The organism is Aerosticca soli (assembly GCF_003967035.1).
Lineage (GTDB): Bacteria > Pseudomonadota > Gammaproteobacteria > Xanthomonadales > Rhodanobacteraceae > Aerosticca > Aerosticca soli.
On the sequence record NZ_AP018560.1, the window covers coordinates 651237 to 664280 of the forward strand.

Below are 13044 nucleotides of genomic sequence, written 5' to 3' on the forward strand. Positions count from 1 at the left end.
CCTCCCTCGCTCACGTCCCGGGCGCCGTGGTGCCGGCTTCCAGGTCCAGCAGACGCCGGGCGAGGCGCAGCAGCCGAAAGAGCTTGACCAACGCCGTGTCGCTCAAGCGCCTTGCGCCGCTGCCATGGCCTTGGCTCTGGCCGTGCAACAGGGTCGGCAGGTCGGCGGCGAGCTGCGCGCCGTCCAGGCCCGCTTCGGCGACGGGCTGACCCGTCAGGGAAGTGAGCAGCGTCAGCACCGCGCGGCCGAGCGGCGACGGGGCTTGGCCGCGGGCGCGGCACGCAAACCCGATGCCATCGGCGCGATCCTCGATGCACTCGTCCAGGCCTGCCTCCCCGGCGATCTCGCGCGCGAACTGCGCGATGTGGATGCGCAGCCGATCGGGCGTGTCCAGGCCGGCGTCGATGTACCAGACGTCGGAGATCGGATAGAGTCCGCCGGCTTGCACCGGGATGGACTGCAGCACGCTCGCCGAGAAGTCGGGCGGCAGCGCATCGCCCAACTGGTCGGCGACCATGCGCTGGATCGATTGGAGCCGTTCTGTCGTCGGTGCTGGCGAGACGATGTGCTCGCGAAGCAGATCGCCCGGTGCGGCCGGCTGGCTTCCCGTGGCCGCTTCGCCAACCGCCGTGTCGTCGTGGCGCAAGGTGGGCTCGGACGCCGGAGGGCTGGCGGGTGGAGGACCGGCCGCCGCTGCAGGCGTGGCGATGGACGATGCTGCGCCCGGCGGAGTCGGCGTGCCGGCGGTGGGCGAAGGCAACGCCGGCTGCGCCGCAGGTGGCGTCGGGTCACTGACCAGCGCCCGGTGGCGGCTTTCCGATTCGGTCAGGTCCAGCGCCAGCACGTCGTAGCCGATGCCCAGCAGCTCGGACATCTGGCCGATCAGCTCGTCTTGCACGCGCTGCGGCGCGAACTCGTCGCCCTGCGTGTCGAACTGCGCCAGCACCTCCTGAAAGAAACTGTCGAAGTCCAGCGGCAGCGAACGGTCCTTGGCGTAGTGCTCCCAGGTGCGTTTGCAGGCCGTGCGCATGACCGACAGCCGCTCGACCTGGTGGCGCCCCAGGCCGCCATAGAGCACAGTGGGAATGGCGGGCAGCAGGTAGCGCACCGCGTCGGCCATGCGGGTGATGTGCGACCGCTGGACGGGGAAGCCATCGGCCGCCAGGCGGCGGGCCAGTTCCGACTGGCTCAGGGCGGCGCCGCTCTCCTGCTCGTAGAACTCCCGTGCTTTCTCGACGCCGAGCGCGCGCTCGATGAACGTGAGGCCGCCGCGCAGTTCGTTCTCGGCAAGATGCCCGGTCAGCGCGACGATTTCACCGCGCTCCGGCCATGGTCGGAACAGGCACGATATGCGGAAGAAGCGTTCTTCCTTGGTCTCCGACCAGAGTTCGCGCAGGATCGCCAGTCGCGTGTTGCCGCCGTTGCGGATGATGTAGTGGTCCTCGCCGGGCCTGCGCGTGATGGCCGGCGCCGCGTCCAGGCCGCGCTCGCGGATGGATGCCTTGATTTCCTCGTAAGCCGGGTTGCGCTTCATGCGCGGGTCATGGTCGTAGGGCCGCAACTGGTCCAGCGTCACGACCATGGGCGTGTCCGCGATCGGGTCGCTCAAGGCCGTAGCCGCTGGGCCGCTGCGCTCGAAGCCGGCCGCGAGCAGCTTGCCTGCCATGTCCTGCGAGGTCATGTCAGCCATGGCCGCACCCCTCGCAGTCCCCACGACCGCCGGCCGGCGCCATGCGGGCCTCTCGCTCGGCGCGGCGGATCTGCGCACGGGCGTTCAATTCGGCCCGGTGGTCACTCGCTGTCGAACTCGTGTAGATCGCCGCGCAGCCGGCCTTGGTGAACTTGAGGTGCCCGCCCGGCGTGCGCTTGACGTGCCAGCCCTCACCGACCGCGAACTCGATCAGGGCGCGCAGCCGCTTGTGGCCGCGGGCCAGCTCATGTGCGTTCGCCATGGGGCCTCCCAGGATCAAGAGGTCGCTGCGGGCGGCCGGATACTTGAGCCAGTCGGTCCTGCCATTGCGGGAACAACTCGCTGGCGAGCGCGCGCATCGTGTCGAGCGCGGCAGGGGCGACTCTGCCGGGCGGCTGGCGGTGCTCGACCCGATGCACCGGCAGGCCGCGCGTTGCGGCACGTGGATACGCTTCTATGGCCGGCACGTCGGTGGCGAGCACGCGGATGCCGGCGCTGTCCTGGAACAGGTCGCGCAAGGCCTGCTGGATCAGCCGTGCGTTGGCGGACACCGGGTGGACGCGGTTGATGAGCAAGTGCAGCGGCGGCGGTTCGATGCCCAGGTGCCGGTACGGCGCAATGTCTTCGAGCAACTGCATGGTGCCGCGCCGCAGCTCGCGTGCCGCGAGGATCTCCGGCGTGACGGGCGACAGCGCGAGATCGGAGGCGAGCACCGCCATCTCCAGCAGCACGGAACGCGCGCCCTGGGTGTCGATCAGCACCAGGTCGTAGAGGGGAGCAAGTGCTGGCAGCAGATGCCGCAACCGCAGGCGGCCATCCGGCGCATGCAGCAACAACGTGTTCAGCTCGCCCCGGTGGTCGTCGGACAGCACCAGGTCCAGGCCCGCGATGATCGTGCGGGACACGAGCTGGCCAAGGTCGCGCTCGTTGAAGGCCAACAGCTCATAGATGCCGCCCGGCGCGCGCTGGGTCAGTTCGTAGTAGGAGGACAAGGTGGGCTGCACGTCGAGATCGAGCAGCAGCACGCGCAGGCCCGCGTCCGCGGCGAGCCCGCCCAGGTTGGCGGCCGTCGTGGTCTTGCCGACGCCGCCCTTCGTTGAAATGATGGACACGACCTGCATGGCGCTCTCCGGCTGGGAATGGGAAGTCCGCGGGAGAGCGGGTCAGGTCCGGTGGTTGAGGCGCTCGGCGATCCACTGGTCGATTTCGATCGAATCCCAGCCGACAGCGCGCACGCCCAGGCGCAGCGCCTGAGGGAACTGGCGCTTCTTCATCAGGTTGTAGATGTGGGCGCGTTTGAAGCCGGACTTCGCTTCGACTTCATCGAGCCGCAGGATGCGGCGCTCGTTCGGCGGGAGTACAGGGGTCTGCGACATGGCGGTCACTCCTGAACGCTCGGTGGCGTTTGTTGGCGTGACCTCTATTCAATAGACCTGGCTGCGGAAAGACATTGCAAATGCAATCTCCGCGATTGCACATACAAGCTGGATAACCTCATGCGCTTGCGCTACGAACGTACCTCTTAGCGTTGGCGAACTTTCCGTTTAAGGTGCGCTCAGTGATGCCCATGGTGCCGCCGTAGTGGGCGACCAATGCAGAGACAAGGGCCTCCTGCGTTTTGAAGCTGGAATAGGGCACGCCTGAAGGCGACTGGCTCAGCATCAGCGTCAACATCCCTCCAATGATGTTGAGATAGGTCGTTTCCGCCCGTTCGCTGATCTCGCATTGCTTGGATGCCAACAGCACCGAGGATTGCTTGAGTAGCGTGTCGTGCTGCTCCTGCAGTTCTCGCATCTCACGTCGGGCTTGTTCAAGCGCGGCCTGAAGGGCCAGCCGCTCCACGAGGATCGCCTGTCCTGTTTCCATGGTGATGAAAGGATGCGCCATGCGTTCGCCACGGCTGAACAGAAATCCTGGCCGGTGCTCGGGATAGTGGGTGCGCATCCAGCGTTTTAGATCGACATGGCGAACAGTCAGATCCAGAGAATTGAGCAGGTTCGGATCATTGAGCGTGATCCCGTTCTTGCCGTAGGGCAGCTCTCCGTTGAGGATGCCGTCATAGATACGTTCCGAGTGCAGCCGGCACTCATTCCATCGAGGGCAGTTCAGCGACCGAGGCAGGACACGCGGTGACGCGATCGTGGCCAGGATCATCGGGAGATACCGCAGCAACCCAGCCCATCGGATGGCCGCCTCGATGGGACGATAGAACACCTTTGATGTTGAAATGTCCTTGTGCATGTCTTCGTCTCCTTTCGGGTGCGCTACATCACCGGCTCCTTTCTTGCCCAAGGGCTGTTGTGTCGTTATGGCCTGCGACGGACGCTTGAGGCGATGCCCTAAGCGAAGGCGGAGGAGGCCATTGGCGTCCGCCGCAGGTGGCCTTGTCTTGCTTGATATGCAAGAATCGATCAGTTGCCGGCCCATCGAGCGATGAGGACGCAAGCTCGATATTGGCGCTCACGGTACCAGCGTCATAGGTGGCGCAAAGCCCATCAAGACCGATTTGGTATGGTCTGATATCCAGACGGTTCAAGACCAGCGAGTTGAAGCGTTCGACGCCCCTACGTCCAGTTGGGGACTGGAAATCAGCGGTTAGTGATGCATCGCTCCACATGCTGATATATCGACAAAGTATCTGCCGCAGTACCAGTGACCCTGCCAGGTTGCCCCAGCACATAGGAGACGGAGATGGCTGAACATTCCCATGAACATCAACATCACACATCCGGTCAGATGGGTAAGCACGGCCGACCATACGCCAAGTTCTGGGTGAACATGGTGTTGGGCCTCGTCGTCATGTACTTCGTAATGTTCAGCATGATCGACGGCGCCAGGGACTTCAGAAACAATCTCAACATGCTCTACATGGCGGTCACTATGTGGGCGCCAATGGGCATCTTCATGCTAGCGACAATGCCCGGCATGTTTCCAAACCGGCGGCTCAATCTCGTGCTGTACGGCTTGTTTGCCGTTCTCACACTCGGTTCTTTTGCCGCTACCCGTGCTCAAACCGGAATCGGCGATCGACAGTTCATCGCGTCTATGGTCCCGCACCATTCGGGAGCGATCCTCATGTGCCGCGAGGCGCAGCTCTCAGATCCGGAACTCGTCAACCTATGCCAAGCGATTTCCGATGGCCAGCGCGCGGAGATCGAGCAGATGAACCGGATTGCTGCACGCCTTCGTTGAGGCTGGCTGCCACTACACTGGCGCCGCGTTGCGCTCCGGCGAAGTTAGCCGCAGCGATGTAAAGATGAGTACTTGCGGTGTTCCGATGCCGGCGGTTGTGTCCTACAGCCGTCCAGGTGCCAGGTAGTCCACGCGACACCACCCCGCGCTGCCTGCGGAGCGAGCGCAAGTCATGATCGTCGCAAGTTGGAGTTCGATAGCGAACCCGCTCAGCAGCTGGACGCATCAGGCGTAACGACGGGTGGATGGATCATCCTTGGACGCTGGTGGAAGTGGTTGGATGAACTTTGTTGCCGAGGGCGAAAAACAAGGCTATAATTGAGTTCTTCGCTGATCACCACAGTGGAGAAAGTGATTGGGAAACAGAGACTTAGCGCTCTAGTGCATGACTCGTTTCCCGCTCCAGATGCACGTTGCAAAGGCCTCGGCGGTTCGCCGGGGCCTTTGCCTTTTGCGCATGGCGGACTTCACAAGCGCGACGGGTCTGTATATAGTTTTGGGTTCCTGATGCGGGAATAGCTCAGTTGGTAGAGCACGACCTTGCCAAGGTCGGGGTCGCGAGTTCGAGTCTCGTTTCCCGCTCCAGGTTTGCAAGCATGGCCCAAAGGGCATCCCCGCGAGGGGTTTTTCGTTTCATGGCGGGGCTGCCCGCCGGCAATGGCCAGGTGGCAGAGTGGTCATGCAGCGGCCTGCAAAGCCGTGTACGCCGGTTCGATTCCGACCCTGGCCTCCATTGCCGCCAGCCCAGCCGGGCTTGGCATCCTGAAAGATCCCCTGCATGGCCCGTGCTAGGATGACGCGCCTGCCCGAGTGGTGGAATCGGTAGACACAAGGGACTTGAAGCAGTTTTGAGCCCCGCACCGGGAAACCGGGCGGGTGAAGCCCGTCAAAGTCGGCGAACGCCCTGGACCATCCGCGCCAACGCCGAGCCAAGCCCGAGTGCATCGGGAAGGTGTAGAGAGCAGACGGCGGGCACCTAAGGCCGGCAAGGCTAGGGTGAAGGCGTGCTCCAGACCACGAACGGCGCGGCCGGCGGCGAAAGCCGAAGTGGTACGAAAATCCCTCGCCGCAAGGCGTGCCGGTTCGACTCCGGCCTCGGGCACCACCTTTTGGCTCGCTGCTGCGCACGCCGCGCTCCGGGGCATCCGCCCCAGACAGGATGCGCCAAGCGCCGTTCGCTCATCCCTCGGTGAATGGCGGCAGACCGAGCCCGAGCCGCAACGGGTCCAGTCTTGCGCCGTAGCGCGCCGCGCGTGCGGTGTCGCGACGCAAGGGTTCGCGCACCTGCGCGGCGCTGGCGGTGCGCACGCTGCGCTCGGCGCGGTGGAAGTCGAGACAGGCCGGATCGAAGGGCAGCCCGCAGAAATCGAGCAGGGCGCGGATCTGGCCTTGCGGATCCTCGAGCAGGGCTTCGTAGGACTGGGAGCGGATGCGCGTCGGCTCGGCCATGCGCCAAGCATCGAGCGTGCGCTCGCAGTCGCGGATGTAGGCGGCGATGTCGGTCAACGTGCAGGCGAAATGCGGCGTCCGCTGGAACGGCTGCCGGTAGCAGGACCAGCCGGCCTCCAATCGGTCGCGGCGCACGTCGACGATTCTCGCGGCCGGCAGCATGGTCCGCAGCAGTCCCGCGTAGAGCCAGTTTTCCGGCAGCTTGTCGGTATGGATCGGCCGCTGGCGGCGCCAGTGCCCGGTGCGTTCCAGGTAGCGTTCGCCCAGGCGCTGCCAGTCCGTGGCGGAGGCCTCGCCGAGCCAGTGCGGAAACGGCCGCCCCCGGCGGCGCGATTCCTCGGCCAGCGTGGCGGGCAGGTCCGGCAGTTCGCTCGCCCCCTCGACGTGCGGATGCGCGGCGAGGATGTGCTCGACGAGGCTCGATCCCGAGCGTGGCAGGCCGACGATGAAGACCACCTCCCGTCCGAGCGTGGACACGGCCGGTGCCGGCAGGGCCGTGCTGGCGACGCGCACGCTTTCGACCAGCGCATGGAAGGCTGTGGCGTGCCACGGGGCGAGGCGTCGCTGTTCGGCATTGGCGGCGGCGAAGGCGGCGAAGGCGGCCGGGTAGTCGTCCAGGTCCTCGCAGGCCTTGCCGAGTGCGAAGCCGAGCGCAATGCGATCGCCGGCCGAAAGATCGCGCCGGGCCAGCAGCGCCTGCAGCAGCTGGCGATCCCCCTCGTCAAACGGCCGCGTCCGCAGGTTGGCCAGGCCGCGCCAGGCATCGCCGCAGGTGGCGGCGAGGTCGAGCGCCCGGCGGTATCGCGACCTCGCCTCGTCGATGCGGCCGAGATGGGCCAGTGCGTCGCCGAGCAGCACCTGCGCTGGCAGCATCTGCGGCGCCAGCTCTGTCGCCCGGGACAGGGCCTCGACCGCCGATGCCGTGGCGCCGAGTTGCTGCAGGTTGCGTCCGAGGTTGAACCAGGGCGGCGGCAGATGAGGCGCGAGCTCGCAGGCGCGGCGCCAGCTCGCCCGCGCAGCTTCGGTTTGTCCCAGGGCCTGCCAGGCGGATCCCAAGTCCGAATGTGCCAGTGCATAGTCGGGCCACTGTGCCAGGGTGCGCTCGTAGCATTGCCGTGCCGCCTCCGGTTGCAAGAGGCGCATGTGCAGCAGGCCATACAGACGCCAGGCTTCGGGGTGTTCCGGCGCACGGTCGAGGACGGCGGCGAGCGACTGACGCGCGGCGCGCTCGTCGCCGTCGCGGATGGCCCCGGCAGCGGCCTGCAGGCGAGCCACGCCGGTCGCGTCCAGGCCGTCCAGCCGCACGCCTTGAGTGGCCATGGAGGTGTCGTGCGGGGCGGCGGTAGGCATGGCGACGATGCTAGCTGGCCGGTCGGCGAAAGCGAATGCCGCTGGCGCCATGCCCTCAAATCCGATGGGTCTGTGCGTACTTGCAAAAACCCGGCCACGTCGCTATAGTTAGCGGCTCCTGATGCGGGGTGGAGCAGTCTGGCAGCTCGTCGGGCTCATAACCCGAAGGTCGCAGGTTCGAATCCTGCCCCCGCTACCACGACTTTCTTGACAAGAAAGCCTCCTCGCGAGGCTTTTTTGTTGGCGGCAAACCGGCGGCGGCCCTCATCGGCCGACGTCCCGGCAAGGTTGCTATGGAAATGGGCCGTCGTGAGCCCATTTTTTGTTTCCGGCGTTGGAAAAAACGGTTTTTCACATGGATACGCAGGCACTGGCACGGCGTTTCGACGAGGTCCTCGGCGACCTCGGCCTGGAATGCCTGGGCGTCGAATTCGTGTCCGGCCCCGGACAGGGCACCTTGCGCGTCTATCTGGACATCCCGCCGGGAAGTCCAGAAGCGGGTACGCGCGAAGTCACGCTGGACGATTGCGAGGCCGCCAGCCGCGAGCTGTCCGCGCTGCTCGACGTCGAGGATCCGATTCCGGGCCACTACGTGCTCGAAGTATCCTCGCCGGGGCTGGACCGGCCGCTGTTCACCGCCGGCCATTTCGCCCGGGTGGTGGGGCAGGAAGTGAAGCTGCTGCTGCGGATGCCGATCGAGGGGCGCCGGCGCCTGCGCGGCCGGGTGCTCGCAGTGGTTGAGGAGCGCATCACGCTCGAGGCGGAGGGCCGGTCATGGACGATCGACCACGCCGACGTGGAGAGCGCCCGCGTGGTGCCGGACTGGGTGGCGCTCGGTTATGCGCCACAGCCCAGGCCCGGCAAGAAGCCCGGCAGGAAAGCGCATTGAATTTTTTGAATACGGCTTCGAGGGGTCTCGCCATGGACGGCGCTCCTTGGAAAGCACCTATCGCGTCCTAAGGACAGACGCACAAAGTCATGGAGTTGCCTTGCAATGAGTAAAGAACTGCTGCTGGTCGTCGACGCGGTCGCCAATGAAAAGGGCGTCCCGCGCGAGGTGATCTTCGAGGCGATGGAGGCCGCCCTGGCCTCGGCGGCCAAGAAGCGCTATCCGGAGGAGGATCCGGACATCCGCGTGAGCATCGATCGCCAGACCGGCGACTACCAGACCTTCCGGCGCTGGGAAATCATCGCCGACGACGCCGAGATGGAGTCGCCGTACTACCAGGTGCGCCTGATGGACGCCCTGGATGAGCGGCCCGATGCCCAGGTCGGCGAATACATCGAGCAGCAGATCGAGAACGCCGAGTTCGGCCGCATCGCCGCGCAGGCCGCCAAGCAGGTGATCGTGCAGCGCGTGCGCGAGGCCGAGCGCCAGCAGGTGGTCGATGCCTACAAGGATCGCGTCGGCGAGCTCGTCACCGGCATCGTCAAGCGTGTCGAGCGCGGCAACGTGTATCTCGACCTCGGCGGCAACGCCGAGGCGTTCATCCCGCGCGACAAGACCATTCCGCGCGAATCGCATCGCGTCGGCGACCGCGTGCGCGGCTACCTCTACGAGGTGCGTTCCGAGGCGCGTGGCCCGCAGTTGTTCGTCTCGCGCGCCGCGCCGGAGTTCATGATCGAGCTGTTCAAGCTCGAGGTGCCCGAGGTCGGCCAGGGGCTGGTCGAGATCAAGGGCTGCGCCCGCGATCCGGGCGACCGCGCCAAGATCGCGGTGGTCGCGCACGACAGCCGCACCGATCCCATCGGCGCCTGCATCGGCATGCGCGGTTCGCGCGTGCAGGCGGTGTCCAACGAGTTGAACGGCGAGCGCGTCGACATCATCTTGTGGCACGAGAACCAGGCCCAGTACGTCATCAATGCGATGGCGCCGGCCGAGGTGCAGTCGATCATCATGGACGAGGACAAGCACTCGATGGACATCGCGGTGGCCGAGGACAAGCTGTCCCAGGCGATCGGCCGCGGCGGCCAGAACGTGCGCCTCGCCAGCAAGCTCACCGGCTGGCAGCTCAACGTGATGACCCAGGATCAGGTCCGCGCCAAGAGCGAGGCCGAGCAGGAGGCCTCCCGCCTGCTGTTCATGGAAAAGCTCGAGGTCGACGAGGAAATCGCCAACATCCTGGTCCAGGAAGGCTTTTCCAGCATCGAGGAAATCGCCTACGTGCCCAGCGCCGAGCTGCTGGCGATCGAGGGTTTCGACGAGGACATCGTCGAGGAGTTGCGCGCCCGCGCCCGCGATGCGCTGCTCACCGAGGCGCTGGCCGCCGAGGAAGGCGCCGACGAGGCGCAGCCCAGCGAGGAGCTGCTGGCGCTCGAGGGCATGGACGAGGACACCGCCTATGCGCTCGCGGCGCGCGGCGTGGCCACGGTGGACGATCTGGCCGACCTTGCGGTCGACGATCTGATCGACATCGAAGGCATGAACGAGGAGCGCGCCGCGGCACTGATCATGGCGGCGCGTGCGCCGCTGATCGAGCGGTTGGAAAAGGGCGGTTGAAGCGGTCCGTAGTGACTGCCGGAAGGCAGTACGTCCTTATTTAGGGGCGGTGCGGTCGATTCGCGGGATGCAGGCGCAAGGCAAGGCGGAGAAAGGTACAGATGTCGGATATCACGATCAAACAGCTTGCTGAGCAAGTGAAAATGCCGGTGGAGAAGCTGCTCGGCCAGTTGGCCGAGGCCGGCATGCATTTCTCCGCCGCCGACCAGCTCATCAGCACCACCGAGCGCATGAAGCTGCTCGGCTTCCTGCGCCGCACCCACGGCAAGGGCGGCGATGCGGATGCGGCCGACGACAGCGCGCCGCGCCAGATCACGCTCAAGCGGCGCAAGCTCAGCGAGATCAAGGTGGCCACGCCGGGTGGACGTGGCGCGGCGAGCACGGCCAAGACGGTCAACGTCGAGGTGCGTGCCAAGCGCACGTACGTCAAGCGCAGCGTGATCGCCGACGAGGCCGCCGTCGACGGCGAGCGCGAGGAGGCCCTGCGCAAACTGCAGGAATCCCAGCAGCAGCGCGCCGACGAGGAGCGCGCGCGGGCGCAGGCCGAGCAGCGCCGCCATGAGGAAGAGGCCAGCCGTCAGGAAGAGGCGCGCCGCCGCCAGGCAGAGGAAGAAGAAGCGCGCCGTCTGGCCGAGGCGCAGGCGCAGGCCGCCGAGGCGGCCGTCGCGGCGGTGCCGGCCGAGCCGGCAACCACCGAGCCGGCCGTGTCGGAGCCGGTGCCGGCGGCCCCCGCCACGCCTGGCGTGCAGCGGCTGGATACCAGCTCGCTCGGGCTCATCCTGCCGCGCGTCCACGAACCCAGGCGCCGCGAGAAGAAGCCGCCGGTCGCGCCGGCCCCTGCTGCGCCGGCCCCAGCGCCGGCACCCGTGGCCGAGGCTGCCCGTGCTGCTGCGGGCAAATCGCGACACGAGGTTCGCGAGCGCGACGAAGGTCCGGGCGGCAAGCGTTTCGCCTCCGGCGAGCTGCATCTTTCCGATGCCGCGCGCCGTTCCAAGCGCGGCAAGCCCGGCAGGGGCACGCCCCGGGAAGGCGCCCGCAACCAGCCGGCCAGCGGCACGCATGGCTTTTCCCGCCCCACCGCGCCGGTGGTGCGCGAAGTGCCGATCGGCGACAGCAATCTCGTCGCCGATCTTGCGCAGAAGATGGCGGTGAAAGGCTCGGAAGTGGTCAAGGCGCTGTTCAAGATGGGCGTCATGGCCACCATCAACCAGGCCATCGACCGCGACACCGCAACGCTGGTGGTCGAGGAACTCGGCCACAAGCCGGTCGATGCCAGCCAGAACGACGCCGAAGCCGCGCTCGCCGCGCACACGCAGAGCGCCGAGCTGGAGGGCGAGAAACAGCCGCGTCCGCCGGTGGTCACCATCATGGGCCACGTCGACCACGGCAAGACCTCGCTGCTGGACTACATTCGCCGCACCAAGGTGGCGGCCGGCGAGGCCGGTGGCATCACCCGGCACATCGGCGCCTATCACGTGGAAACGCCCAAGGGCGTGATCACCTTCCTCGACACGCCCGGGCACGCGGCGTTCACCGCCATGCGTGCGCGCGGCGCCCAGCTCACCGACATCGTGGTGCTGGTGGTGGCGGCCGACGACGGCGTGATGCCGCAGACCATCGAGGCGGTGCAGCACGCGCGCGCCGCCAAGGTGCCGCTGATCGTCGCGCTCAACAAGATGGACAAGGCCGACGCCAATCCCGACCACGTCAAGCAAGGGCTGGCCAACCTGGAAGTCATCCCGGAAGACTGGGGTGGCGATACCATGTTCGTGCCGGTGTCGGCCAAGACCGGCATGGGCATCGACGAGCTGCTCGACGCCATCTCGGTGCAGGCCGAGGTGATGGAGCTCAAGGCCGTGGTCGACGGTCCGGCGTCCGGCGTGGTGATCGAATCGAGCCTGGACAAGGGCCGCGGTCCGGTGGCCACGGTGCTGGTGCAGCAGGGCACGCTCAAGCGCGGCGACTTCGTCGTCTGCGGCATCGAGTACGGCCGCATGCGCGCGCTGATCGACGAGACCGGCAAGACCGTGCAGGAGGCCGGGCCGTCGATCCCGGTGCAGGTGCTCGGCCTGTCCGGCGTGCCGGAGGCGGGCGACGACTTCGTCGTCGTCGCCGACGAGCGCCTGGCGCGCCAGGTGGCCGCGGAGCGTCAGCAGAAGCGTCGCGAGACGCGGCTGGTCAGCACCGCCAAGGCCAACCGGCTGGAAGACATCATGGCGCAGATGGGCCAAGGCAACGGCCAGCAGACGCTCAACATCCTGGTCAAGGCCGACGTGCAGGGTTCCGTGGAGGCCTTGCGCGAGGCACTCGGCCAGATCGGCAACGACCAGGTGCGTGTCAACGTGATCGCCGCCGGCGTCGGCGGCATCACCGAGTCCGACGCCACCCTGGCGGCGGCCTCCAAGGCGCTGATCATCGGCTTCAACGTGCGCGCGGATGCCTCGGCGCGCAAGGTGATCGACGCCAACGGCCTGGACGTGCGTTACTTCTCGATCATCTACGACGTCATCGACCAGGTGAAGCAGGCCGCTTCCGGTCTGCTCGGCGTCGAGGTGCGCGAGGAGATCATCGGCGTGGCCCAGGTGCGCGAGGTGTTCCGTTCCTCCAAGTTCGGTGCGGTGGCCGGCTGCATGGTCATCGAGGGCACGGTCAAGCGCAACAAGCCGATCCGCGTGCTGCGCGACAACACGGTGGTCTTCCAGGGCGAACTGGAGTCGTTGCGCCGCTTCAAGGAACTGGTCGACGAAGTGCGCAGCGGCATGGAATGCGGCATCGCGGTCAAGCAGTACAACGACGTCAAGGTCGGCGACCAGATCGAGTGCTTCGAGCGCATCGAGGTGGCACGCACGCTGTGACGCGCGCC

10 protein-coding genes and 3 tRNA genes are annotated in these 13044 nt (G+C 66.6%); 7 read left to right on the forward strand and 6 right to left on the reverse strand.

What is annotated here, in order from left to right; translation table 11 throughout:
* Nucleotides 1-10: 10 nt before the first annotated feature.
* The 5 genes from ALSL_RS02965 to ALSL_RS02985 all read right to left on the reverse strand — a co-directional run bounded on the left by ALSL_RS02965 (nucleotide 11) and on the right by ALSL_RS02985 (nucleotide 3931).
* Nucleotides 11-1690 carry a ParB family protein gene (locus tag ALSL_RS02965; RefSeq protein WP_004350508.1) on the reverse strand — a complete coding sequence of 560 codons (1680 nt, stop codon included), beginning with the start codon at nucleotides 1688-1690 and terminating at the stop codon, nucleotides 11-13.
* Nucleotides 1683-1952, reverse strand: a complete 270-nt coding sequence (locus tag ALSL_RS02970) for a hypothetical protein (protein WP_003050422.1) — start codon at nucleotides 1950-1952, stop codon at nucleotides 1683-1685. The genes ALSL_RS02965 and ALSL_RS02970 overlap by 8 nt, the downstream gene beginning before the upstream one ends.
* Entirely contained in the window at nucleotides 1936-2811 is an 876-nt protein-coding gene (locus ALSL_RS02975) for a ParA family protein (protein WP_003098988.1), read from the reverse strand. Before ALSL_RS02975 ends, ALSL_RS02970 begins: the two co-directional genes overlap by 17 nt.
* A 42-nt stretch (nucleotides 2812-2853) precedes the next feature.
* Nucleotides 2854-3066, reverse strand: coding sequence for an AlpA family transcriptional regulator (locus tag ALSL_RS02980; protein WP_003090093.1), 213 nt, complete (start codon nucleotides 3064-3066; stop codon nucleotides 2854-2856).
* Nucleotides 3067-3184: 118 nt separating this feature from the next.
* A complete protein-coding gene (locus ALSL_RS02985; protein WP_003098991.1) occupies nucleotides 3185-3931 on the reverse strand; it encodes a hypothetical protein in 747 nt (248 codons plus the stop codon).
* A gap of 450 nt (nucleotides 3932-4381) precedes the next feature.
* Here ALSL_RS02985 and ALSL_RS02990 point away from each other — a divergent pair, with 450 nt between their 5' ends.
* The 3 genes from ALSL_RS02990 (at nucleotide 4382) to ALSL_RS03000 (ending at nucleotide 5615) form a co-directional block, all read left to right on the forward strand.
* Nucleotides 4382-4882 carry a DUF305 domain-containing protein gene (locus ALSL_RS02990; protein ID WP_003098996.1) on the forward strand — a complete coding sequence of 167 codons (501 nt, stop codon included), beginning with the start codon at nucleotides 4382-4384 and terminating at the stop codon, nucleotides 4880-4882.
* Nucleotides 4883-5391: 509 nt separating this feature from the next.
* Nucleotides 5392-5467, forward strand: a tRNA-Gly gene (locus ALSL_RS02995).
* A 74-nt stretch (nucleotides 5468-5541) separates the two neighbouring features.
* Nucleotides 5542-5615, forward strand: a tRNA-Cys gene (locus tag ALSL_RS03000).
* 446 nt (nucleotides 5616-6061) lie between these two features.
* Here ALSL_RS03000 and ALSL_RS03005 read toward each other — a convergent pair.
* Complete coding sequence (locus ALSL_RS03005) at nucleotides 6062-7681, reverse strand: tetratricopeptide repeat-containing sulfotransferase family protein (protein ID WP_126536290.1); 1620 nt, start codon at nucleotides 7679-7681, stop codon at nucleotides 6062-6064.
* A 122-nt stretch (nucleotides 7682-7803) separates the two neighbouring features.
* On the opposite strand from ALSL_RS03005, the gene ALSL_RS03010 reads away from it, so the two are divergent.
* The 4 genes from ALSL_RS03010 to infB all read left to right on the forward strand — a co-directional run bounded on the left by ALSL_RS03010 (nucleotide 7804) and on the right by infB (nucleotide 13036).
* Nucleotides 7804-7880: transfer RNA gene (locus ALSL_RS03010), tRNA-Met, on the forward strand.
* A gap of 156 nt (nucleotides 7881-8036) precedes the next feature.
* Nucleotides 8037-8570 (forward strand): ribosome maturation factor RimP, encoded by a 534-nt coding sequence (locus ALSL_RS03015; RefSeq protein ID WP_126536292.1) that lies wholly within the window; start codon nucleotides 8037-8039, stop codon nucleotides 8568-8570.
* A 105-nt stretch (nucleotides 8571-8675) separates the two neighbouring features.
* Nucleotides 8676-10181, forward strand: a complete 1506-nt coding sequence (gene nusA / locus ALSL_RS03020; protein ID WP_126536294.1) for a transcription termination factor NusA — start codon at nucleotides 8676-8678, stop codon at nucleotides 10179-10181.
* Nucleotides 10182-10282: 101 nt separating this feature from the next.
* A complete protein-coding gene (infB, locus tag ALSL_RS03025) occupies nucleotides 10283-13036 on the forward strand; it encodes a translation initiation factor IF-2 (protein WP_126536296.1) in 2754 nt (917 codons plus the stop codon).
* The last annotated feature ends 8 nt before the right edge of the window (nucleotides 13037-13044 follow it).